Annotated in this window: 20 protein-coding genes; 13 read left to right on the top strand and 7 right to left on the bottom strand. The window is 65.2% G+C overall.

Annotated features, from left to right (window positions below):
- Positions 1 to 4: 4 nt before the first annotated feature.
- The 3 genes from CIT40_RS31035 to CIT40_RS31025 form a co-directional block, all read right to left on the bottom strand.
- Complete coding sequence (locus tag CIT40_RS31035; protein WP_148667244.1) at positions 5 to 1,258, bottom strand: hypothetical protein; 1,254 nt, start codon at positions 1,256 to 1,258, stop codon at positions 5 to 7.
- A 430-nt stretch (positions 1,259 to 1,688) separates the two neighbouring features.
- A complete protein-coding gene (locus CIT40_RS31030) occupies positions 1,689 to 2,372 on the bottom strand; it encodes a class I SAM-dependent methyltransferase (RefSeq protein WP_094893185.1) in 684 nt (227 codons plus the stop codon).
- 26 nt (positions 2,373 to 2,398) lie between these two features.
- On the bottom strand, positions 2,399 to 2,857 hold the full coding sequence (locus CIT40_RS31025) for an Rrf2 family transcriptional regulator (protein ID WP_094893079.1): 459 nt from the start codon (positions 2,855 to 2,857) through the stop codon (positions 2,399 to 2,401).
- A gap of 10 nt (positions 2,858 to 2,867) precedes the next feature.
- On the opposite strand from CIT40_RS31025, the gene CIT40_RS31020 reads away from it, so the two are divergent.
- Positions 2,868 to 3,107: a hypothetical protein gene (locus tag CIT40_RS31020; RefSeq protein WP_148667243.1), complete on the top strand. Its 240-nt coding sequence runs from the start codon at positions 2,868 to 2,870 to the stop codon at positions 3,105 to 3,107.
- 90 nt (positions 3,108 to 3,197) lie between these two features.
- On the opposite strand, the gene CIT40_RS31015 is transcribed toward CIT40_RS31020, so the two are convergent.
- Positions 3,198 to 5,219 (bottom strand): YgiQ family radical SAM protein, encoded by a 2,022-nt coding sequence (locus CIT40_RS31015; protein ID WP_094893077.1) that lies wholly within the window; start codon positions 5,217 to 5,219, stop codon positions 3,198 to 3,200.
- 219 nt (positions 5,220 to 5,438) lie between these two features.
- On the opposite strand from CIT40_RS31015, the gene CIT40_RS31010 reads away from it, so the two are divergent.
- The 3 genes from CIT40_RS31010 (at position 5,439) to CIT40_RS31000 (ending at position 6,947) form a co-directional block, all read left to right on the top strand.
- Positions 5,439 to 5,738 (top strand): hypothetical protein, encoded by a 300-nt coding sequence (locus CIT40_RS31010; protein WP_094893184.1) that lies wholly within the window; start codon positions 5,439 to 5,441, stop codon positions 5,736 to 5,738.
- Entirely contained in the window at positions 5,707 to 6,663 is a 957-nt protein-coding gene (locus CIT40_RS31005) for a DMT family transporter (RefSeq protein ID WP_244611877.1), read from the top strand. The genes CIT40_RS31010 and CIT40_RS31005 overlap by 32 nt, the downstream gene beginning before the upstream one ends.
- A 119-nt stretch (positions 6,664 to 6,782) precedes the next feature.
- Positions 6,783 to 6,947 (top strand): hypothetical protein, encoded by a 165-nt coding sequence (locus CIT40_RS31000; RefSeq protein WP_167443383.1) that lies wholly within the window; start codon positions 6,783 to 6,785, stop codon positions 6,945 to 6,947.
- 6 nt (positions 6,948 to 6,953) lie between these two features.
- On the opposite strand, the gene CIT40_RS30995 is transcribed toward CIT40_RS31000, so the two are convergent.
- Entirely contained in the window at positions 6,954 to 7,649 is a 696-nt protein-coding gene (locus CIT40_RS30995; RefSeq protein WP_094893075.1) for a GntR family transcriptional regulator, read from the bottom strand.
- 8 nt (positions 7,650 to 7,657) lie between these two features.
- Positions 7,658 to 9,070 carry an FAD-binding oxidoreductase gene (locus CIT40_RS30990; protein WP_094893074.1) on the bottom strand — a complete coding sequence of 471 codons (1,413 nt, stop codon included), beginning with the start codon at positions 9,068 to 9,070 and terminating at the stop codon, positions 7,658 to 7,660.
- Positions 9,071 to 9,248: 178 nt separating this feature from the next.
- Here CIT40_RS30990 and CIT40_RS30985 point away from each other — a divergent pair, with 178 nt between their 5' ends.
- The 6 genes from CIT40_RS30985 (at position 9,249) to CIT40_RS30960 (ending at position 18,385) form a co-directional block, all read left to right on the top strand.
- The gene (locus tag CIT40_RS30985; protein WP_094893073.1) at positions 9,249 to 10,133 is read left to right on the top strand and encodes a dihydrodipicolinate synthase family protein; all 885 of its coding nucleotides are present in this window, start codon (positions 9,249 to 9,251) and stop codon (positions 10,131 to 10,133) included.
- 201 nt (positions 10,134 to 10,334) lie between these two features.
- Positions 10,335 to 12,668 carry a TonB-dependent siderophore receptor gene (locus CIT40_RS30980; protein ID WP_162307757.1) on the top strand — a complete coding sequence of 778 codons (2,334 nt, stop codon included), beginning with the start codon at positions 10,335 to 10,337 and terminating at the stop codon, positions 12,666 to 12,668.
- Positions 12,669 to 12,670: 2 nt separating this feature from the next.
- Positions 12,671 to 13,855, top strand: a complete 1,185-nt coding sequence (locus CIT40_RS30975) for a PepSY-associated TM helix domain-containing protein (RefSeq protein WP_094893072.1) — start codon at positions 12,671 to 12,673, stop codon at positions 13,853 to 13,855.
- A gap of 71 nt (positions 13,856 to 13,926) precedes the next feature.
- Positions 13,927 to 15,159 (top strand): rhodanese-like domain-containing protein, encoded by a 1,233-nt coding sequence (locus CIT40_RS30970; protein WP_094893071.1) that lies wholly within the window; start codon positions 13,927 to 13,929, stop codon positions 15,157 to 15,159.
- A 241-nt stretch (positions 15,160 to 15,400) separates the two neighbouring features.
- Positions 15,401 to 16,645 carry a phosphoglycerate dehydrogenase gene (serA, locus tag CIT40_RS30965; RefSeq protein ID WP_094893070.1) on the top strand — a complete coding sequence of 415 codons (1,245 nt, stop codon included), beginning with the start codon at positions 15,401 to 15,403 and terminating at the stop codon, positions 16,643 to 16,645.
- Positions 16,646 to 16,723: 78 nt separating this feature from the next.
- Complete coding sequence (locus CIT40_RS30960; protein ID WP_162307756.1) at positions 16,724 to 18,385, top strand: tannase/feruloyl esterase family alpha/beta hydrolase; 1,662 nt, start codon at positions 16,724 to 16,726, stop codon at positions 18,383 to 18,385.
- A 31-nt stretch (positions 18,386 to 18,416) separates the two neighbouring features.
- Here CIT40_RS30960 and CIT40_RS30955 read toward each other — a convergent pair whose 3' ends face one another.
- Positions 18,417 to 19,796 (bottom strand): AAA family ATPase, encoded by a 1,380-nt coding sequence (locus CIT40_RS30955; RefSeq protein WP_244611876.1) that lies wholly within the window; start codon positions 19,794 to 19,796, stop codon positions 18,417 to 18,419.
- A 107-nt stretch (positions 19,797 to 19,903) separates the two neighbouring features.
- Between CIT40_RS30955 and CIT40_RS30950 the strand changes: the two genes are divergently transcribed.
- The 3 genes from CIT40_RS30950 (at position 19,904) to CIT40_RS30940 (ending at position 23,386) form a co-directional block, all read left to right on the top strand.
- The gene (locus CIT40_RS30950; RefSeq protein ID WP_094893068.1) at positions 19,904 to 20,383 is read left to right on the top strand and encodes a MarR family winged helix-turn-helix transcriptional regulator; all 480 of its coding nucleotides are present in this window, start codon (positions 19,904 to 19,906) and stop codon (positions 20,381 to 20,383) included.
- 12 nt (positions 20,384 to 20,395) lie between these two features.
- Complete coding sequence (locus CIT40_RS30945) at positions 20,396 to 21,166, top strand: enoyl-CoA hydratase (RefSeq protein ID WP_094893067.1); 771 nt, start codon at positions 20,396 to 20,398, stop codon at positions 21,164 to 21,166.
- 138 nt (positions 21,167 to 21,304) lie between these two features.
- Positions 21,305 to 23,386, top strand: coding sequence for a methyl-accepting chemotaxis protein (locus tag CIT40_RS30940; protein ID WP_094893066.1), 2,082 nt, complete (start codon positions 21,305 to 21,307; stop codon positions 23,384 to 23,386).
- Positions 23,387 to 23,393 lie beyond the last annotated feature (7 nt).

Here is a 23,393-nt window from a genome sequence, read left to right as displayed (position 1 = left end):
GAGCCTAGCTATCTGAAACATTCGCTGGCGGCATATCAGTGAAAAGATCCCGAACGGACTTTCGAAGAAAGATGGCAATCGCTTTCTGCTGTTCCGCATCCGCTTTACTCTCTCCCTTAATGATGGAATTTGCGGCATCAGTGGGCACCGAGAGATAGGAGGCGAGCTGTTCAACCGTAAGGTTCTGGTCATTCAGGGTTGGATCCAAGCTGACCCTAACCCAACGGTCGGGCTCCGCTTTCCCTGTGGCAAAGATCCGCCGACCTTGATTCTGGACCGTAATGATCGCCTGCTCGGATAACAAGCCGGAGATGATTGCCAGGAAAGATACAAAGTAGGGATTGATCGGTGCATCACCTGAAAGGCGCGACGCATCAGCAATGATCGGCACGCCGGCCTTCGCAACGATGAAGATCACTAGCGCGGTAATTGCGCCGACGCTGAGTTGAAGGATGTAGTCGCCGGGGCTTTCAATCCTGTGAGCTCTGAACAACGAGTGCAAGATCTGGAGAGAGCTTCCGAGTAGTCCCATAAGGACCACTAGAACTAGCGCGAGCACGTCTGGCTGCAAGATAACGAACCGATTGATGATCAGGCTGAACCAACCAGAAGATGGGTCCAACTCATACAGCGCGTTCTCGATCTTCGCGTGCGTCGGCGCGTCGACGTTCTTCGTTATTTGCGAGAACACTACGTCTATATTTTTGCCGATCTCGAGGAGGCCCTGGGCTAGATATTTCTGCTTCTGCGCCAAGCTGGAAGATTGCGAGTCCAAGTCGCTCATTTTCGTTAGCGCCTCGCTATACTGCTGCCGCTCCTTACCGAAATTGTCTAGAATAGGGCCCAGGTCTGGTAGGTTCGTCCGCAGACGCGATTCGGCCGCGGCGAGGGCGGCCGCGCGCGTTTTCAGATCGGCGTCTCCGCCGATAGCGTCATGCAGCGGACCATCGGTCTCTTTGATGCGTGCCGCGATTTCAGCCAATCTTACAAAGAGCTGTTCTTTATACTGATTTAGGCGCTGGCTCGCGGCAGCTTGCTGATCATTCAGTTCGAGCTTCTCCGTCGTTGCCGCCTGGAGGGCCCCTGTTTGTTTGAGGTTTCGGCCACGCAACTCACTCCAGTCGCGGCGCACGGAATCCAGCTTCCATATGCTGGCCTGAACTCCGTCGAAGTTCAGGCTGAGGATGCGTGATTGCGTCAGCGTCGAGGCGAGAGCGATGATGCACGCGATGCCGACGAGGAGAGTGAATGCGACCAAGAGGCCGCTCACGAAAATGCTGAAGGGGGAGTTGAGGGATTTCGAAGGTTCTGCGGGGCGTATGGGTTCTCCCATGATGACTAATGGCCCCGCCACACAACCGAGTTTTCAATCAGATGATATCCGCCCAAATTGACTGTCATGAGTCTTGCCCCCCAATCCAAGCTCCGGCTAAACTTTAGATTGTGGCTTGGCGGATTTCAATGAAATCCTGATCTTGCGCGCCGCCCTCCGAAACTGCGCAAGGAGGGTCCGCCCGGGAGCGGTGGCCGGATCCTTTTTCGGAGAGGCATAGTCTTTTGTTGCCTCGCAAAGGGGCAGCTGGCCATGTCCGGTTTTAAAGGCAAGACGGACCCCGCCTCATTCGCGGAGTAACATGTATCCACCCTTGCGCCTCTGGCTCTGGCGTGAATGTTGGTAAAGCGACGCCTCACGCGTAGGCCACCCAGCCGCGGAAGGCGAAGCCGGTGTAGAACAGCGTGGGGTCGGAGAAGCCGGCTTCGCGCAGGATCACCTCGTCCTGCGCGGGCGCGAGAATTTCAAGATGGTTGGTGACGGCGTTCCGCGCGGCCGCCGCCTGCTCGGGCTCGACACCGGAGGCGGCCAGGAACGCCGAGTAGCGTGACAGCCACCGTGGGCGCTCCTCTTCGCCATCGGGTGCGCTCAGATGCGCGACCACGAACGGTGCGCGCGGCTTGAGCCGGCGGCGCACCTCCGAGGCGATCCGGCGTCGCTCCGTGACATCGACGAAGTGCAGGGTCAGCAGGCAGGTGGCACCGTCGAATGGCCCTTCCGGCGCATCATCGATATAGCCTTGATGAAGGCGCGCACGCGGTGCAAGCGATCCCAGGGTTTGCCCGGCCAGCGCCAGCATCGCCGCGGACGGATCGACGCCGTCGAAGCGCCAACCGGGATGCGCTTGCGCAAACGCTTTTAGCTCCAGGCCGCCGCCCGCGCCGAGGACGAGCACCTGCCCGTCGCTGGGGACGCTTTCGGCGAGCAGAATCGCCGTCATGGACTGCATGGCGTCATAGCCCGGCACGAAGCGCCGCGGCCCCTCGGTGTATCTCGCCACGAATTGCGGATCGGAGAATGCGGCTTGAATGTCGGTCATGATGTCGTCCCCGTGAATGGAGCTGTTCACGCGCGATGCGCGCTGATGTCGTGGATCTTTCGAGACCCGAGCCGTTTGCGAAGATCCTCGCCCAGCATCGCCAGCGTCACCTCGCCGAGCCGCGCCAGCAGCAGCGTCTCCGCATCGGCAAAGGCTTGATCGAGGGCCGCATTGACGGCTTGCTCGACCAGACAGCCGGGCGCCTCGGTCCGGTTGCCCATGGCCAGGAGCGGGGGATTGCCGAGCGCGGCATAGACGTCGCGCAGCGTTACCTTCGACAGGTCGCAGGCGATAGTCCAGCCGCCGCCATGCCCCTTCTCGGAGCGCACGTAACCGATCTCCCGCAGACCCGCCATGATGCGGCGGATCACCACGGGGTTGGTGTCCATGGCCTTGGCCAGCGTCTCGGACGTGAGCGGTCCAAGCTGCTGCGCCATGTGCAAGAGGACGTGGAGCACGCCGGAAAGTCGGGAATCTCGTTTCATGTAACTTTATATGTTACATGATGACGCCGAAGTCAACCAGGTTCGCGGTCTTGCGCAGAGGCGTGGCGACAAGCGGGTGCGCCAAAAGGCGCTTTGTGGTGACAAGATCGAGGACGTTGGTGCTGAGCAGCGTTGGGACGGGAAATCCATCCCACCACCCGATGATGGCATTCTGCTCGTGTTTTGCCCGACGGAGCAACGCTTCCTCGAGCGATTGACCAGCCCGTTTGCACGGGTGTTAAGCCATTGATCTCGCTAACCCCGTCTACTGTGCATGGGGTTGTTTTCGACATTTTGTGTTCGGAGACGTGACCTGCGGGGCCGAGCCGGATGTGTCCGGCTACTTCATCACCCGCAAGCCCTTGGTCGTGAACCGCAGCGACTTCTCGCCCGGCCGAACCGGCCGCCGCGTCCCCGCGGCCTTGCCGGTGCCCGGCGGCTGGTGCGCGGGCACGAGCTGGTGCGGCTGCGAGCCGATCAGGTCGCGACGGCCCATCTCGATCAAGGCTTCGCGCAGCACTGGCCAATTGTCGGGGTCGTGATAGCGCAGGAAGGCCTTGTGCAGGCGGCGCTGGCGCAGGCCCTTGATCGCCTCGACCTTGTCGCTGCCGCCGTGGCGCACGCCGCGCAGGGGATTGACGCCGGTGTGGTACATCGCGGTCGCCGTCGCCATCGGCGAGGGCAGGAAGGTCTGCACCTGGTCGGCGCGATAGCGGTTCTTCTTCAGCCACAGCGCGAGGTTCATCATGTCCTCGTCGGTCGTGCCGGGATGTGCCGCGATGAAATAGGGGATCAGGTAATACTTCTTGCCGGCCTGCTCGGCCGCGGCGTCGAACATGCGCTTGAACTTGTCGTAGGCGCCGATGCCCGGCTTCATCATCTTGTCGAGCGGGCCGCGCTCGGTATGTTCAGGTGCGATCTTGAGATAGCCGCCGACGTGATGGGTGACGAGCTCCTTGATGTATTCCGGGCTCTCGACCGCGAGGTCGTAGCGCACGCCAGAGGCGACCATCACTTTCTTGATCCCCTTGGTCTCGCGCACCTTGCGATAGAGCCGGATGAGATCGTCATGCGAGGTGTTGAGGTTCGGGCAGATCTCGGGGAAGACGCAGGACGGCCGCCGGCACGCGGCCTCGACCTTCGGGTCCTTGCACGCCATCCGGTACATGTTGGCGGTGGGGCCGCCGATGTCGGAGATCACGCCGGTGAAGCCCGGCGTCCTGTCGCGGATCTTTTCGATCTCGCGGAGAATAGAACCCTCGGAACGGTTCTGGATGATGCGGCCTTCGTGCTCGGTGATCGAGCAGAAGGTGCAGCCGCCGAAGCAGCCGCGCATGATCGTCACCGAGAACTTGATCATGTCCCACGCCGGGATCTTGGCTTCACCATAGGACGGATGCGGCGCGCGCGCGTAAGGCAAATCGTAGACCGCGTCCATCTCTTCGCTGGTCAGCGGGATCGGCGGCGGGTTGAGCCAGAGGTCGCGGTCGCCGTGACGCTGCACCAGCGGCCGCGCGTTTCCGGGATTGCTCTCACGATGCAGCACGCGTGAAGCGCGCGCATAGGCTTCCTTGTCCCGCTCGACTTGCTCCAGCGCCGGCAGGCGGATCACGGTCAAGCCCTTCTGGCGCGTTGCGCCTTCGTCGGCGGAATCGAGATCGTCGGCGTGCAGCTCGGTGTAGTCCTCGGGTACTTTCCGGAACAGCGCGACGCCCCTGATGTCGTCGAGCGCGCGCGCGGTCTCGCCGGCCGCGATGCGGTTCGCCACCTCGACGACGGCGCGCTCGGCATTGCCGTACAGCAGCAGGTCGGCCTTGGCGTCGGCCAGCACCGAGCGGCGCACCTTGTCGGACCAGTAGTCGTAATGCGCGATCCGGCGCAGCGAGGCCTCGATGCCGCCGAGCACGATCGGCACATCCTTGAACGCCTCGCGGCAGCGCTGGGCGTAGACGACGGTGCAGCGGTCCGGCCGCTTGCCGCCTTCGCCGCCGGCCGTATAGGCATCGTCGCTGCGGATGCGCCGGTCCGCGGTGTAGCGGTTCACCATGGAGTCCATGTTGCCGCCGGTGACGCCGAAGAACACTTTCGGCTTGCCCAGCGCCTTGAAAGGCTCGGCCGAGTGCCAGTCGGGCTGCGAGATGATGCCGACCCGAAAACCCTGCGCCTCCAGCAGCCGGCCGATGATGGCCATGCCGAAGCTCGGATGGTCGACATAGGCATCGCCCGTCACCAGCACGATGTCGCAAGCGTCCCAGCCGAGCGCATCCATCTCGGCGCGGCTCATCGGGAGGAACGGGGCCGGCTTGCGCGGCTGCGCCTGGGCCATCAGGGGCTTCGCGGCGGTGATCATCTGGGTGTCCATGCGCCTACGCATAGGACTCCGCGTCCCCGAATACAACCGACGGACGCGTGAAAGATCGAGGTTCCCGGGCCGCGATCGGGCACGTTAACCGGTCACGAGCGCGTGCCGTGTCGTCATCTTCCGGCGTGGCTGGGCTCGGTGCCGCCAGGTGTGTGACGCCTTCCACAGTCCGGCCGGCGCCATCGCGTGATGCTCTCTCCCATCTTGAAGGAGAGTCCCATGTTTCTGATCGACGCGCTGCTGATCCTGGCGATGTTGTTTTTTCTGTTCCTGCCGATCTCCGACCGCAGGACGGTGAGAATGAGAATCTGCATGCTGTGCGCGCTTCTGGCGGTGTTCTCGGTTTCGATCACCCGCACGCCCATCGTGCCGGTGCTACTCGCGAGCGTCTCCGCGCCCCCCGGAATGGCGCGCGTGCCGCATATGCATATCGGTGAGCCCTCCTCGGGGTTCTCACCGCGGCCGACATCGGTTATCCGATTGATCCATGGGCAGGGAACTGGGCAAGGAAACCTCTGACGGCGGTCACGCAGCGCTGGCCGGCGTATCGCCGTCCTCGGCCGCGTGGCTCGGCGTCATTGCGTTGGTCGGCTTCGTCCTGGTGGCGACCGCGCAGGCTTCCAATCAGGTCCTGGCGCGGGGACTCGCGGGCACCGTCCCGCCGTTCGCGCTCGCCTTCTTCCGCTGGAGCATCGTCGCCATCGGGCTCGCGCCGATCGCGCTCAGGGAGATCGGCAATGGCCGCGTGGCGCTCGGCCGAAACATCTGGCCGATCCTCGCCGCCGGCTTCATGGGCATGTTCCTGTGCGGCGGCCCGGTCTACGCTGCCGGCGTCTCGACGACGGCGATCCACATCGCGCTGATCATGGCGCTGTCGCCGATCACGGTGCTGTTGATCTCGGCCATGCGCGGCATGGAGCATGTCGGTCCGCTGCAATGGCTCGGCACGGCGCTGGCGCTCGCCGGTGCGCTGCTCATCATCTCCGGCGGCCATCCGCGGACGCTGATCGAACTGCAGACCGCGGCGGGCGACGGCCTCGTCGTGATCGCGATGCTCGGCTGGTCCGGCTACACGCTGCTGCAATCGCGCGCCGCACCGAAGGCCTCGCTGCTGGCACGCATCAGCCTGTTCTCGGCGGCAGGCGCGCTGTTCTCGCTGCCGCTCGCGGTCAGGGAGATGTGGGCGATGCCCGAGCAAGTCTTCAGCACCAAGGCGCTGTCGGCCTACGTGTTTGCCGGGATCGTGCCCGGCCTGCTCGCTTATGCCGGCTTCGCCTGGCTCGGCGGCAAGTTCGGCTCGGTGCGAACCTCGCTCGTGCTCTATCTCGGGCCGATCGCAAGCGCGCTGCTGTCTTTCGCCATCCTCGGCGAACCGCCGAAGCTGATCCACCTTCTCGGCGGCTTGCTGATCCTGGGTGGCGTCTGGGCCAGCCTGCGCCGCTAGTTCCATTCGCATGCGCGCCTGCAGGAACCATCCGCATGCGCAGACATTCTGATGGAGGGATTGCCGCGAGCCCAACTCGCGCGCGCTCTCAAATGTTCGCCTCTGGCGATGGGGGAGCTGTGAGTACAGTCATTGAGAACCTGCTGTTGCGGAAGCAGAAGCTCGTGGAGCAGCTCGAAAAGGCGCCGTCGGTCGAGGACCGCGACAGGATCGAGCACCAGCTCGAACAGATCAACACCGCGCTGGATTTTCTGGACAGGCCGGGACCGAGGGAAGGGCGCTAGAAGCGCTCAATCCAGCTTCAGCGCCTCGACTTTCAAGGCCTCCACCTTCAGGGCTTTGGCATAGACCACGCCCGAATTGGTGATATGCGTGGTCATCAATTGCTCGAAGGCGGCGAACTCGCCGCGCGCGAACAGATCGCGCAGCCTGCGGTGCTCGTCGAACGAGCTGCGTGTGCGAACGTCGATCGGCGAGGTCAGATTGGTCCGCAGCGCGGCGACGCGGCCGGAGACCAGCTGATAGGATTCGGCGAGATAGCGGTTGCCGCAATGGGTGAAAAGCGCCTCGTGAAAGGCCGCATCGGCGCGGCCATAGGCGATGTTGTCCTTGGCCGTGACCGCCGGCTCCATCGCCGCGATGGCCTCGCTGATCGCTGCGACCGCACCGTCGCGATCGTGACGATAGGCAAGCTCCGCCGCTTTGGGCTCCAGCGCGATGCGGAAGGTGCAGAGCGCGTTGATGTCGTCCGCGCTTGGCGTAAAGACAAAACTGCCGACCTGCGGGCGGATCACCACGAGGCCTTGCGCCTGCAACTGGTTCATCGCCTCGCGCACCGGCGTGCGGCTGACGCCGAAGGAATTCGCCACCATCTCCTCGGAGATGGCCGCGCCCAGCGCGAACTCGCCGTCGATGATCGCCTGGCGCAGCCGCTGCATCACCCGCTGCGACAGGGATTTGGGCGTATCGAGCTTGAGCGATCGCATCGGTGCTCTCAGACCACCTTGCCTGGATTGAGCAGATTGTCGGGATCGAGCGCGGCCTTCAGCGTCCGCATCAGCGCGATCTCGGCCTCGCTTCTGGCATGGCCCAGCCACATCTTCTTCAGCGTGCCGATGCCGTGCTCGGCCGAGATGCTGCCGCCGAGCTCGCGGACGAGACCATAGATGATCGTGTCCATCTCTTCCTTCGGCTGCTGCTCGACGGAAAGGCCGGTGACCCAGGAGACCAGGTGGAGATTGCCGTCGCCGATATGGCCGTAATAGACGCTCTCGCAGCCTTTGATGCCGGAGGCCAGCGCCGCCTTGCAGCGCGTGACGAATTCGTCCATCCGCGCCACCGCAAGGCCGATGTCGTAGGAAATGTGCGGGCCCAGTACCTGGCCGAATTCGGCGCAGATGTCGCGCACCCGCCAGAAGCTTTGCGTCTGCGCCAGCGATTGCGCCACCGCCGCATCGGCCAGCAGCCCGCGCTCCATCAGCTCCTCGAGCCAGGCCTGGAAGCGCGGTGCGTCCAGGCTTTCGTCGGTGCCTTGCGCCTCGACCAGCACGTAGAGGCCGTGCCCTGCGGCGACCGGCGGCTTCACGCCGGCGCGGGACGTGATCACATCCCAATAGTCCGGCCACATCACCTCGAAGGCCGACAGCAGCGGTCCGAGCCCGCTGCGCGCCGCATCGAGCAGCGCGATCACCGCTGCATAGTCGTTCAGCGCGCAGAGCGCGGCCATGGTCGAGCGCGGCTTCGGAAACAGCTTCAGCACCACGCGGGTGATGATGCCGAGCGTGCCTTCCGAGCCGATGAAGAGATGTTTCAGATCGTAGCCGGCATTGTTCTTCATCAGCTTGTTGAGGCTCGTGATGACGGTGCCGTCGGGCAGCACGACTTCGAGACCAAGCACCAGCTCGCGCGTCATGCCGTAGCGGATCACGCGGTTGCCGCCGGCATTGGTCGAGAGATTGCCGCCGATCGCGCAGGAGCCGCGCGAGCCGAGATCGAGCGGAAAGAAGCAGCCGGCCTCGTCCGCGGCCTTCTGAATCGTCTCCAGCGGCGTGCCGGATTTCACGGTCATCGTCATCGAGGCGCGGTCGATCTCCTCGATGCCGCTCATGCGCTCCAGCGAGATCGCGACCCAGCCGGCTTCGGGCGATGCGCCACGGCACAGCCCGGTCAGCCCGCCCTGCGGTACGAACGGCAGATGCGCCTGCCGGCAGGTCGCGATCGCATCGGCCACGCCTTGCGCATCGACCGGACGGATCACCGCAAGCGGCGTCTGCGGCAGGCTCGCGCTCCAGTCGTTGCAATTGCGGGCGGGCACGTCGGTGCCGATCAGGACGGCGGCTGCGCCAAGCTTGTCGCGCAGGGCGCCGAGCAACTGGTCGGGCCGCTTCATCGGGGTCACCATGTTCATGCGAGACCTTCCTAAATCTGGCTGCGCCCATGCGCGCCGTGACGGTGGAAAGGATTTGCCTCTTTCTTGTATGTAAGGTACAAGGTAGAAAGTAAAGCAAAAACAGGGCTCGGAAAGCCGCTGGGCTCCATGAGGAGATCAGCGCTTGATCCGAGATCTCAGCTGAGAGGGTGGTGAGATGACTGAGGCAATTCGCGGGTTCTGGGTGGCTTCGGCGACGCCGCTGGCGGCCGACGGCAGCGTGGATTCCGCAAAGCTTGCGGTTCACGCCAAGCAGCTCTTCGGCAAGGGTGTCGACGGCGTCGTGCTGTTCGGCACCACCGGCGAGGGCACCTCGTTTAATGTCACCGAGCGCATTGCGACCATCGAAGCCGTGCTCAAGGCTGGTGTTGCGCCGGAACGCATCGGCGTCGGCGGCGGCTTCCCCGCCATTGCCGACAGCATCGCGCTCTCGCGCGCCGCGCTCGGTCTCGGCCTGCGTCACGTGCTGGTACTGCCGCCCTATTTCGATCGCAGCGTCACACCTGAAGGCATCGAGGATGCCTTTGCCGCGATCATCGACGGCGTCGCCGACGATCGGCTGCGCGCCTATCTCTATCACATCCCGCAGATCTCGGGCGTTGCGATCCCGACCGGCGTCGCTGCGAACCTGCGCAACCGTTACGGCAGGGTGGTCGCGGGCCTCAAGGATTCCAGCGGCGACTTCAAGCAGTTCCAGGCGTTCCGCACTGCTGCTCCCGATCTGGCCATCACCGTCGGGAACGAAACCGACATCGCCCGCGCGATCGCCGCCGGTGGCGCCGGCACCATCTGCGGCATGGCCAACATCGCGCCGGAGCTGGTCAAGGCGATGATCGACGGCAAGGATGTCGAACCGCGCATGCAGGCTGCGGCGGAAATCGTGCTGAAGACGCCGTCGTTCCTCGCGACCCTGAAGGCCATCATCGCCGCGCAGACCGGCGACCCCGCGTGGCTGCGCGTGCGCCCGCCGCTCCGCGCATTGTCGGACGGCTCCGCGTTCAAGCGGAAGCTCGACGAGTTGATGGCTCCTGCCATCGCGTGAGACCGTACGACATCGCGATACGCCGCCGCGATTCGCGCGTTGCGTGTCGCGGCCGACGCGCCGCCAATTAGAGATTGCCGTTAAATGCCGGTCTGCTCTTAGAACGATTCAACACTAGAGCGATTCAAGCTCCGTTACGGTTCTCCCCGATCTCGCCGCCTGTTAAACGCGCACACTTCAATGTTCGTGACTTGAAGTGGATTGAAAGTGCGTGCTTCCGTGGATGGTCTGCGTAACGGCAGCCATCGTCATCGTGCCGGCGAGAGCCGCGCAGGTCTCCTCATCGGTGCAGTCGTGCTGCTCACCGAATTTTCGTCCCACATGACTTGCGCGCGGGCGCAGTCGGCGCTGCCGCCGGTGACGGTGGAGGCCCCGGCGCAGCGGTCCAGGCCAGCACGCGCATCGGAGCAATCGTCACGCCGCACGCAGGCCGCGGCTCGTCGCCAATCCGCCCGCAATCCTGCCCCCACACCGCCGACCCTTTCGGAGCGTGCCGCCGCAGACGCCGCCGCACAGCAGGCCGCCAAGCTCGGCTATCGCGCGATGCCGAGCGCGACCACGCTGCGCAGCGGCGCATCCCCGCTCGACACCTCGCAGGCCGTCAACGTCGTGCCGGAGCAGGTGCTGAAGGACCAGCTCCCGCGCAACATCGACGATGCGCTCATCAACGTCTCCGGTGTCACCCAGACCAACACGCTCGCCGGCAGCCAGGACGCCGTGATCCGCCGCGGCTTCGGCGACAATCGCGACGGCTCGATCATGCGCAACGGCATGCCGCTGGTGCAGGGCCGCAGCTTCAATCCCGCGGTCGAGAGCGTCGAGGTGCTGAAAGGACCGGCCTCGTTGCTCTACGGCATCATGGATCCCGGCGGCATCGTCAACACCATCAGCAAGCGCCCGGAGCTCTACCAGCACGGCTCGGTCACGCTGCTCGGCTCGGCCTTCAGCGCCTCAAAGACCGGCGCCGACGGACTGCTCGACGTCACCGGCCCGATCGGCGACCAGGGCCTCGCCTATCGCTTCATTGGCTACGGCGTCAGCGAGGATTATTGGCGCAATTTCGGCCGGCACCGCGAGATGCTGGTGGCGCCGTCGCTGGCCTGGTACGGCCAGGACACCACGGTGCAGCTCAACTACGAACACCGCGAGTTCATCTACCCGTTCGATCGCGGCACGGCGTTCAACCCGGTGACCAAGGCGCCGCTCGCGGTGCCCACCACGCGCCGGTTGGATGAGCCCTTCAACAACACCTGGGGTACGTCGGACCTGATTCAGGCCTCGGTCGAGCACCGCTTCAACCAGGATTGGAAGCTCTACGCCGGCTACAGCTACAACACCGAAACCTTCAGCGCCAACCAGCTTCGCATCACCGGTATTGACTTCACGACCGGCAGGGAGACGCGCAGCAACGACGGCACGCAGGGATCGCTCAGCAATGTCAGCTACGGAACGTCCTACATCTCGGGCGGCTTCTGGCTCGGCAACATGCGCAACGAATTGGTGTTCGGCGGTGATGGCCAATATCGCACCATCTACCGCGACAATCTGATCCGGCAGGCGACGCCCGCCATCAACATCTACGATCCGGTCTATGGCCTGATCGGGCCCGGTACGGCGGTGTCCAACAGCGACAGCGCCCAGACCGACAAGCTCGGCCAGTGGTCGCTGTTCGTCCAGGACACGCTGCATCTGACCGAGCGTTTCGCGCTGGTCGGCGGCGTGCGCTACATGGACTACGACCAGATCGCGGGGCGCGGAAAACCGTTCGTCACCAACACCAACGTGTCGCAGGACAAGGTGCTTCCGCTCGGCGGCGCCATCTTCAAGCTCACGGATCAGGTTTCGCTCTATGCGAGCTATACCCAATCGCTGAAGCCGAACTCGACCATTGCGCCGATCGGCGTCGTGATCGATTCCAACGTCGCGCCGGAAGAGGGCGTGTCATACGAGACCGGCGTGAAGTTCGATCTGAACAAGCGCATCTCCGGCACGCTGGCGTTCTACGACCTCGACAAGAAGAACGTGCAGACGACGAAGACGAACAGTGCAGGCATCGTGGAGCTTCACACCGTCGGCCGCGCCCATTCGCGCGGCGTGGAGCTGGACGTCACCGGCAGGCTCACCGACAGCTGGGCCCTGATTGGCAGCTATGGCTATACGGATGCGCGCGTGACGGCGTCCGAGGACCTGACCTTGTTGGGCAAGAAGTTGCAAAACGTCGCCTTGAACACGGCTTCGCTTTATCTGGTCTACGACTTCGGTACCGCATTGCCGGGTCAGTTGCGCGTCGGCGGCGGGGCCCGTTATGTCGGCGACCGTCCTGGCGATTCCATCAATTCCTTCTTCCTGCCGTCCTATGTGGTCGCCGATATCTTTGCGACCTATGAAACGAAGTACCAGTCCACGCCCGTGGTCTACCAGTTCAACGTCAAGAACCTGTTTGACACCGTCTACTATCCTTCCGCCGTCAACAATCTCAACGTCGCCATCGGCGATGCACGGCGCGTCTCGCTATCAGCCACGGTGAAGTTCTAGCCATGGCCGCGCGGCTGGGACACACCATCAAGGCGGTCCTGTTCCAGGTCCATTCCATCGCGGGCCTGGTCCTTGCGCTGCTGGTGTCCCTGATCGCGCTGACCGGCGCGACCATGAGCTTCGAGGACGAGATCGTCGATCACCTCAACGCCGGCATCATGCAGGTCGCGCCGCGTCAGGCGCCGGCACTGATGCCGGACGAGTTGGTGGCGCGGCTGAAGACAGCCCAGGACCTCGGCAAGGTCGCCGCCGTCACGCTGTCGAGCGATCCTTCGGCGGCGGTTCATGTCCGCTTTGCGCGCGACGAGCAGGGCGGCCGGCCGATTTCGCTTTATGTCGATCCCTATGACGCCCGCGTGCTCGGCGCGCCGCGCGCCGAGGCGTTCTTCGCGACCGTGCGCCGGCTGCATCGCTGGCTGCTCATTCCCGGTGACGGCAAGGGCTGGGGGCGCCCAATCACCGGCACGATCGCGCTCGGCCTGATCGTCATGCTGGTGTCGGGACTCGTGCTGCGCTGGCCGCGCCGTGCCGGCAGCGTGAAGCTGTGGTTGAAGCCGAATCTCGGGCTTAGCGGCCGTGGACTACACCGGTCGCTGCACACCGTGATCGGCACCTGGGTGCTGCCGGTCTATCTGACGATGACGCTCACCGGGCTGTTCTTCTCCTTCGCATGGTACAAGGACAGCGTCACATGGCTGCTGGCGCGGCCTCACGTCGCTGCGGCGAAGATGCCCGCAAAGTCGCCGCGTGCGGCCGGACGCGGCGAGCCCGCTTCGCCGATCGGATTCGATCGGGCATGGACGACGTTCCAGCGCGAGGAGGGCGGTCGGTTCTCCAGGGCCTTGCTGACGCTGCCGGGCGGCCGGGGCGCGGTGATCCGGATCCGGTCGTGGGGCAAGGAGTCGTCGCTGGAGACCACGCGCGACGAATTCCGCATCGACGCCGTCACCGGCCAGTTAGTCTCCGCGGAGCGCTATGCTGACAAGACGTTCGGCGAGACCATCATCGCGGCCATCTACGACATCCATCGCGGCGAGATCTTGGGCTGGCCAGGCAAGCTCGCCTTCATGATCGCCGCGATCCTGATGCCGTTGTTCTCGGTCACCGGCATCCTGCTCTATCTGTCGCGCCGCAGGCTGCGGCGTCCGGCGCAGCGGCCGCTCGGCCGGCTCGTCCCCGGCGAGTGAGCCGACAAGGCTAGCCAACTCGCTTCCAATCGGTCAAAAGCCCCTGGCTCGTCCTCGCCAAGGCCCGTACCATGATGATCGCCACCATCACCCCCGCCGATGTCCGCCGCGCGCTACTGCTGCGCGAGGAAATCGCGCTGCTCGATCTCAGACACGAGGCCAGCTTCGCGACGGGGCATCCGCTGTTCGCCGCCAACATGGCCGTCGACCGGATCTCGGTCGAGGTCGAGACGAGGCTGCCGCGCAAGAACGTGCCGATCGCTCTCTATGATGACGGCGAGGGACTTGTCGCGACCGCCGCGGAGCGTCTTGCCGCGCTCGGCTACACCGATATAAGCGCGCTCGACGGCGGCCTGAAGGCCTGGCGCGCGGCGGGCTATGAGGTCTTCGAGGACGTCAATTCCTATTCCAAGGCGTTCGGCGAGCTGGTCGAATCGCGCAGGCACACGCCCTCGTTCAGCGCCGACGAGGTGGCCAAGCTCATCGCGGACAAGGCCAACATCGCCATCCTCGACGTCCGCCGCTTCGATGAATATGCGACCATGAACATTCCGGGCTCGGTCAGCGTGCCCGGCGCGGAGCTGGTGCTGCGGGCAGGGCAGGCCGCGCCCGACCCTGACACCACCATCATCGTCAATTGCGCCGGCCGCACCCGCTCGATCATCGGCACCCAGTCGCTGATCAATGCCGGCGTGCCCAACAAGGTCCGCGCGCTGCGCAACGGCACGATCGGCTGGACGCTGGCGCGGCACACGCTCGGTCACGGCGCGGAGAGGCGCGGCGCGATTGGGCCGTTCGAGGGCGGTCCTGCCAATGCGCGCGACGTCGCCTATCGCGCCGGTGTTCGCCATATCGGCGCAAGCGAGATGGCAGCGCTCGTCGCGCAGACTGATCGCACGCTCTATCGCTTCGACGTGCGCGACTCCGAAGAATTTGCGGCCGGTCATCTCCCGGGCTTCCGGCACTATGCCGGCGGCCAGCTCGTGCAGGAGACCGACATGGCAGCGCCGGTGCGCGGCGCGCGCATTGTGCTAACCGACGACAAGGGCGTGCGTGCCGACATGACAGCGTCGTGGCTCGCCCAGATGGGCTGGGAGGTCTATGTGCTGGAAGGCGGTTATGACGCCGCGCTCGATGTCGGTCCGCCGCGTGCGCTGCCCAAGCCCGATCCGGCTCACCGCTACCGCCGGCCGTATGAAGGTACCGACATCGCGGAAAAGGCGATGCAGGCCTATCTCGATTGGGAATACGGGCTGGTCGAGCAGCTTCGCCGCGACGGCACGCACGGATTTTATGTGATTTGATTCTGTTATCCGTCACCCTGAGGTGGCCGCGAAGCGGCCCTCGAAGGGCGACGGCCCGGCTCTCTCGGCCACTGTATCCGGGCCGCTCATCCTTCGAGGCTCCCGGCGCGATGCTAGGCATCGCGCCACTCGCACCTCAGGATGACGGGACCGCCATCTTTGTCCCGTACCCGCCCCCTATTGTGCTGGGGCTGCCTCGCGGTCTATGTGCTCGGGCAAAGCCGTCAGTTTAGGAGATTCCATGTCAGCCCCAGGCCAGAGCCCTGAGCGGAGCGCCAAGGCGCTGCTGCTCGAAGGCGTCAACGACAGCGCTGTCGACCTTTTCAAGGGCGCGGGCTTTACCAATGTCGAGCGGCTGACCAAGGCACTGGATGGCGAGGATCTGCGCCGCGCGCTCAAGGGCGTGTCATTGCTCGGCATCCGCTCGCGCACCCAGGTCACCGACGATGTACTTGCGGCCGCGGACCAGCTTCTCGCGGTCGGCTGCTTCAGCGTCGGCACCAACCAGGTCGATCTTGCGGCGGCGCGCAAGCGCGGCATTCCCGTCTTCAATGCGCCGTTCTCCAACACGCGCAGCGTCGCCGAACTCGTGATCGGCGAGATCGTGATGCTGTTGCGGCGCATCTTCCCGCGCTCGGTCTCGGCCCATGAGGGCGGCTGGGACAAATCCGCGACCGGCAGCCGCGAGGTGCGCGGCCGCACGCTCGGCATCGTCGGCTATGGCAACATCGGCTCGCAACTCTCGACGCTGGCTGAAGCGATCGGCATGCGCGTGATCTATTTCGACCGCACCGACAAGCTCCGCCACGGCAACACCGAGCCGGTCGAGCGGCTGGACGAGCTACTGGCGCAGAGCGACGTCGTCAGCCTGCACGTGCCGGAGACGCCGGAGACCGCGGGCATGATCGGCGAGAAGGAACTCCGGGCGATGAAGCCGGGCTCGTTCCTGATCAACAACAGCCGCGGCACCGTGGTCGATCTCGATGCGCTCGCGCGCGCGTTGCGCGACGGCCATCTCGCTGGTGCGGCCGTCGACGTGTTTCCGGTCGAACCGTCGTCGAATTCGGATCGCTTCAAGAGCCCCATGCAGGGCCTCGAGAACGTCATCCTCACCCCGCATATCGGCGGCTCGACCGAGGAGGCGCAGGAGCGCATCGGCGGCGAGGTCGCGCGCAAGCTGGTCGATTATTTCATCACGGGCTCGACCATGGGCGCGGTGAACTTCCCGGAAGTGCAGCTGCATCTGCGCCCCTCCGGCGCGCGCTTCAGCCACGTCCATCGCAACGTGCCGGGCATGCTGCGGCGGCTCAACGAGGTCTTCCTCCAGCGCGACATCAACATCGCCGCGCAATATCTGGAGACGTCAGGCGATCTCGGCTACGTCGTGCTCGATGCCGATCTCGGCGGGCAGGATTCCGCGGCGCTGCTCCAGCAGATCCGCAGCCTCGACGGCACGATCGGCGCGCGGCTGGTGTTCGAGCACTAACGCGCATTGACGGCCGGCAGCAGGTCGCATTCAATGCGACCTTCCGACAGATAGAACGAACAAAACCGGGTGGAAACGATGACTCTGACGAGAGCGAAGCTGTGCGCATGGCTCGTGGGGACTGCGGCCGTGCTGAGCGCGAATTCCGCCTTGGCGCTCACCCTGGCGGAGGACGCGGAGACGGTCTGCAACGGTCTCGTCGGTGGGACAGATGCGGTGAAGATCGATGCCGCGACGTTGCAGGCCCCCTCGCCAATCGCCGTTGCCGAACGCGGGCCGACGCCATCGGGGCGTATCACGCCGGCCAATCCCGGCTTCTGCAAGGTGCTCGGCCACATCGACCCCGTCGATCCCAAGGCGCCGCCGATCAAATTCCAGGTCAACCTTCCCGTCGAATGGAACGGCCGCTCGCTGCAATATGGCGGCGGCGGCTTCAACGGCGTGCTGATCACGGGTCTTGGGCTGCCGCCGGCCTACCCCTTCGACAAGCCGTCGCCGCTGGCGCGCGGTTTTGTCACCTACGGCACCGACTCGGGCCACGAGACCAAGCAAGGCGAGCCGCCGCAGGTCTTTGCACTGAATGACGAAGCCTTCGAGAATTTTGCTCATCGCGCCTACAAGAAGGTGCGCGATGCCGCCGTCGGGTTGATGGAGCGCGCCTACGGCAAGAAACCCGAGAAGATGTATTTCATGGGTTCGTCCGAAGGCGGCCGTGAAGGCCTGACCATGGCGCAGCGCTACCCCGATGATTTCGACGGCATCTTCGCGCGGGTCCCCGTGATCAACTGGGTTGGCCTGCAGCACGCCGGCTTGCGCTCCGGTCTCGTCACCATGGGTGCGGGCTGGATCAATCCGGCGCAAGTGAAGCTCGTCGGCGAGGCCGTGCGGGCGGCCTGTGACAAGGCGGATGGCTCCGACGACGCGGTTGTGCAGGATCCCGTCGGCTGCAAGGCGGCATTCAAGGTCGAGACGCTGCGCTGCGCGGCTGGCCAGAGCGGCGATCAGTGTCTGACCGAGGCGCAAGTGAAGGCGATCGAGACGCTTCACGCCACCTACAAATTCCCGTTCGCGCTTGCCAATGGCCTCGACGACTATCCAGGCTGGGGCGTGTCGGGTGAGGATACGCCGGCGATGGGCCCGACCGGCGGCTGGACGGCGTGGTGGCTCGGCACCGCGCCGCCGGCGCAGCCGCCTGCGCCCAACAACGGCATCGCCTGGATCTACGGCGCCGGCGGCATTCAATATGTCTTTGCGCGCGATCCCAAGCTCGATGTCACCACCTACAAGGTGGAGGAGCACAAGGCGCGGCTGCTCGAAGTGTCGAAGCTGATGGATTCGACCGATCCCGATCTCGGCCGCTTCCGCGCCCGCGGCGGCCGTCTGATCATGCTCGAGCACATGGCCGATTACGCCCAGAGCCCCTATGCCGGCATCCGCTATTTCGAGAGCGTCGAGCGCAAGCTCGGCAAGGCCGAGACGGCGGAGTTCGCGCGGCTCTACACCGCGCCCGGCGTCGATCATGTCGGCTCCGGCGCGCCCGCCAATGTCGACATGCTGAGCGTGCTGGTCGATTGGGTCGAGAAGGGCAAGGCGCCCGGCGATCTCGAAGTCAGCGAGCAGAAGCTCGAGGCGCCCTCGTTCGCGACGCTGCGCGCGCTGCCGCTGTGCCGCTGGCCGGCCTGGCCGCATTACAAGTCGGGCGCGGTGACGGAGGCGGCCAGCTTCAACTGCGCGCCGTGAGGCGCGGCGGGCGGATGGATGACAGCGAAGGTCACTGCGCTGCCATCGCCTGGGCTCCCCCGAGCAGACGCGCATTGAGCCGACCGCCGGAGAACAGCATATCGTCGAGGGCTTCGTCGATATCGGCCGAGACGATCGAGTTGCCGCCGTCGCGCGCCAGGCTGGCTTGCGCCAGCCTCCGCATCAGTTCCTTGATGAAGGCACAACTCGTCCCCTCGCTGCGGCGGGCAGCCTCGATGACGATCGCGTCTTCGAGCGGCAATTCCTTGCCATAGAGGCGCACCAGCTTGCTGCGGCCATTCTCGTCCGGGAGCGGCACTTCGATGGCCTGGTCGATGCGGCCAGGGCGACCGGCCAGGGCGGCTTCCAGGTCCTGCGGTCGATTGGTGGTGAGGACGAAAAGTATGTCGGCATCCTGCTTCAGTCCGTCCATCTCGTTGAGCAGCCTGTTGAGCATGGATTCTTCGCACGGCCCCATGTTGCGGCGGTCGCGCGCGATCAGGTCGACGTCCTCGATCACCACCATCGAGGGCTGCAGCAGCCGTGCCAGGCTCATATAGGCGCTGAGCAGGCCGATCTGCTCGGCCGTGATGATCAGGGTCGTGTGTCCAGGCAGGTGCGTTGCGAGATAGCGGATCGTATGGGTCTTGCCCGTACCGGGCGGTCCATAAAGCAGGATGCCTTTGCGCGTCGATTGACCGAGTCGCCTCAAATGCTCGCGGGTGCCGACGAAATTCAACACGTTGCGATCGAGCAGCTGCAGAGTCCGCTCCGGCAAAATCACCTCGTCGCGTCCGACGGTCGGCAGTCGGTGCACATTGATGCCGCCGGACAGGCCGCGGTAGTCGGAAGACGCCTCGAGCGACAGGATCTTGCCGCGATAGGTGCGCGCGGCCTGCACGGCGACTTCGAGCGCGCCGAAGCAACGCTGCACCACAGCCGCCCCCGCACTTCCCGCAGACACCATGATTTCGATTCGGATGCCGGGCTCGCGACGGGATTCGCGGCTGACGCAGAGCAGGACCGCATGGCGCAAGCCGTCCAGCTCGCAGAGCCATAACCCGTTGTCGAGGCACCGCGACGGACTGCTCTCGCCGACATCGACGTCGGAATATTGCAGCGGTGCGATCGCCACGGCGCTCCGATCGTCGCGGAGCAGGCGCGCAAACGACAGCGTTTCGTAGTGTTCCTCGGGAAGTCCGAACAAGTCGACATGCGCTCCCAGCAGCCGGTCCAGCGCGGCCTGGACGTCCACTCGCATGTGGAGGGGAAACTGCCGGGTGGTCGTCACGAGCTTGCTGAGCGGAACGTCCTCGAAGTACGCATCCAAGACTTCGAATGCATAGGCGGGCTCACTATCTGCCGCATTCTCGGAATCCCGCTCCTCCACTTGCTCCTGCCCCTGCGTCACGACGCCCCCTTCTACAACTGGAACGAGTATGGAACAGATAAGGAACATACGCGCGAGATCGCGTCAAGCGCTTTGACAAGGAACCCGACAGGCGCTATTTGCTTCGCATGCGAAATAAACCGGCCGACGCGGGCCACCACCGGCTGATCTACCTGCTGAGCGTCGCCCAGCGCCGCTTGCAACGCTGGATGGCGGCGCGGCCGGAGAACGAGGTCATGCCGGCGCAGGCGGGGTTGTTGTTCATCCTCGGCAGGCAGGACGGCGTCCTGATGGGTGAGGCGGGCGCGGCGCTCGATCTCGGGCCGGCCGGCATTTCCGGTCTCGTCGACCGCACCGAGGCCGCGAAGCTGATCGAGCGGCGGGCCGATCGCGAGGACGGACGCGCCTGGCGCATCTGGCTGACGCCGAAAGGGCGGACCGTGCTAGCGCGGGCGAAGGCCGGCGCGGCAGAGGTCAACGCCGCGCTGACCGACGGATTCACGGCTGCGGAGATTGACATCGTCGCGCGCTGGCTGACCAGCATTCAGGACAAGTTTCCAAGAGCTTCAGATACGAGGCCTTCGGAAGCAAGACATTCAGACGAATAAAAGGAGAGACCGATGACCGAGCACGTCCGGATCGAGAACAATGGCGGAATCCTCACCCTCACACTCGCGCGCCCCGACAAGAAGAACGCGCTGACCGACGCGATGTACGGCAAGCTCGCCGACAGCATCGAATCCGTCGAGTTCGACCCGTCGGCCCGCGTGATCCTGATCCGCGGCGAGGGTGACATGTTCACCGCCGGCAACGACGTCGGCGAATTCGCCGCGGTCGCAGCCGGCAAGTCCGAGGGCAGCCGCAATGTCGTGCGCTTCATCCAGTCGCTGGCGCGCTGCACCCGGCCGCTGGTCGCCGCCGTGCAGGGCCGCGCCGTCGGCGTCGGCACCACCATGCTGCTGCATTGCGACCTCGTCGTGCTCGCCGACAATGCGCAATTGTCGACGCCCTTCGTCAGCCTGGCGCTGGTGCCGGAGGCCGCATCGAGCCTGCTGATGCCGGCGCGCATCGGCCATGCCCGCGCCTACGAGATGTTCGCGCTGGGTGAGACAGTGCCGGCGAAGGCCGCGCTGGAATGGGGGCTCGCCAACCGCGTGGTGCCGCTCGAAAAGCTCGATGCCGAGGCGCTTGCGCTGGCGCAGCGTCTTGCCCGCCAGCCGGCGGGGGCGCTCACGGCAACCAAGAAGCTGATGCGCAACGGCGAGGCGCTGCTGGCCCAGATGCAGGCCGAGGGCGAGCAGTTCGCGCAGCGCCTGCGCACCGCCGAGGCGCGTGAGGCGTTTACAGCCTTTGCCGAGCGCCGTCCGCCCGATTTCACCAAGGTCGCGTGAGGGGACGCAGCGCGCCAGAAGGCGCGGCGCGCACCAAACGCAGGTATTTGATTAGAGTCTTAACCAAACCTTGGCATGTCGCGATGCAAGGTAGCCGCTCGTGAAGAGTAGGCTCCCGACCCGCGGCAATGTTCAAGAATGGCGATGTTTAAGAAATCGGTAAGCTCGCTTCTGCTGACCCTGATGGCTCTGCTGGCCATCGGCGCGCTGGCCTCGACGGCGTTCCAGATGGCCGGGGCTTTCGGCCGCTACGGAGAGAGCCTCGAGACCGAGCGGCTTGCCGCCGCCGACAAGGCGATCTTCCACGGCGTGCTCGCGCTGCGCAACAACCGCGGCGACGCCCAGAGCGCGCTGCTCGGCGAGGACGATCCACGCGCCAAGCTCGGCGCCGCCGAGAAGGCCGAGCAGGCCGGCTACGATTCCATCGCCGGAGCGCTCCCGACCGTCGAATTCGCCCGCCGCGACGAGCTCGCCAGCACGCTGAAGCAGCGCTGGGGCGAGGCTGCGCCGCAATTCCAGCTGTTCTACGACGAGGCCAAGCGTCCGCGCGCCGAGCGCAAGATCGAGCGGACCAATTCCTGGTACGATGCCGTCACCAAGGTCATCGACACCGCGAACCTCGCCTCCACCGCGGTGTCGAACCGTGCCTGGATGAACGATCCCTATATCGCACGCATGATTCAGGTCCGCCGCTTCGCCTGGCAGGTGCGCGATCGCTACGGCATTCATTGCTCGTCGCTCCGCTCGAACGTCAACGGCAGCAAGCCGCTCGACGACGCCCAGAAGCGGTCGGTGGCGCAATGGGATGGCACCATCACCTCCGGCTGGGCCGGCATGGCCGAGTTGCTGGCTGCGCCCGACGCGCCGGCGGAACTGGTGACGGCAGCGACGGACGCGAAGGCCAAGACCGACGGCGTCCTCAAGCAGATCAACGAACTCACGAGGAATTTCGACGGCAGCGGCAAGCCGGCGATGCCCCCCGCGGAATGGAACGCGCTGTGCCAGTCGCCCTTCGCGTCCATTGTCGCGGTCGCCAACAAGGCGCTCGACCAGTCGATTGCGCGTGCCGAAGCCGTCCAGCATAAGGCCCTCACCAACCTCATCGTGCAATCGTTCGCGTTCCTGCTCGCGCTGGCTGTGACGCTGGCCGGCGTGTTCGTGGTGCGCACCCGCCTGATGCGCCCGGTTCGCGCCATTCTCGACGCCATCGCCCGCATCAGTGCGCGCGACTATGCGACCCCGGTGCCGCAATCCCGGCATCCCGACGAGTTCGGCACGATGGCCGCGGCGCTCGAAAGCCTGCGCGAGAGCGCGGCGACCGCCGAGCGCCTGGGGCGGGAGCGCGAATCGCAGCAGGCCGCGCAGTTGGCACGCTCCGGTACCGTCGACGAAGCCTGCCGCCGTTTTGACGACACCGTGCAGGCGGTCATCCAGAGTGTCGTGGCCTCGACGCGGGAACTCGATGCCACCGCAACCGGCGTGCGCTCGCTGGTCTCGCAATCGAGCAGCCAGACCTCTGCGGTCTCGTCCGCAGCCGAACAGGCCACCAACAATCTCGAGACCATCGCGGCGGCGACCGAAGAGCTCTCCGCTTCCGTCGGCGAGATCTCCGCGCAGGTGCAGTCCAGCGCCCGCGAAGCGCGCGAGGCGGTGTCGCAGGCCGAAAAGACCAACGCGACGGTGGAGATCCTCGACCAGACCGCAGGCCGCATCAGCGAAGTCGTGAAGATGATTCATGCCATCGCCGGTCAAACCAATCTTCTCGCATTGAACGCCACCATCGAGGCCGCGCGCGCTGGCGAAGCCGGTCGCGGCTTTGCCGTGGTCGCCGGCGAGGTCAAGAGCCTTGCGGCGCAGACGGCGACCGCCACGGAGGAAATCTCGCGCCAGGTCGAGGAGATCCAGGGCGCGACCGGCCAGGCGGTTGCAGCCATCCGCACGATCGGCGGTTCGATCAGTGGCATCGACGAGAAGATGACGGCGATTGCGGCCGCCGTCGAGCAGCAGCGCGCGGCCACCACCGAGATCTCGCGCAATTTCCAGCAAGCCGCGCAGGGCACCCGCGAAGTCACCGACACCATCGGCAGCGTCGCCAGGCTCAATCAGGAGACCGGCAACGCCGGCACGGTGTTGTCGGAATCCGTCAAGAAGATGTCGGCCGACGCCGATCGTCTCCGCGTCGCAGTCGAGGGCTTCCTGGGCGCGGTGAAGACCGCGTAGTTTCACT

Origin of the sequence: Bradyrhizobium amphicarpaeae (assembly GCF_002266435.3) — a bacterium.
Lineage (GTDB): Bacteria > Pseudomonadota > Alphaproteobacteria > Rhizobiales > Xanthobacteraceae > Bradyrhizobium > Bradyrhizobium amphicarpaeae.
Note: the sequence above shows the minus strand (reverse complement) of the source record. Positions and strands in the feature narration are given on the sequence as shown.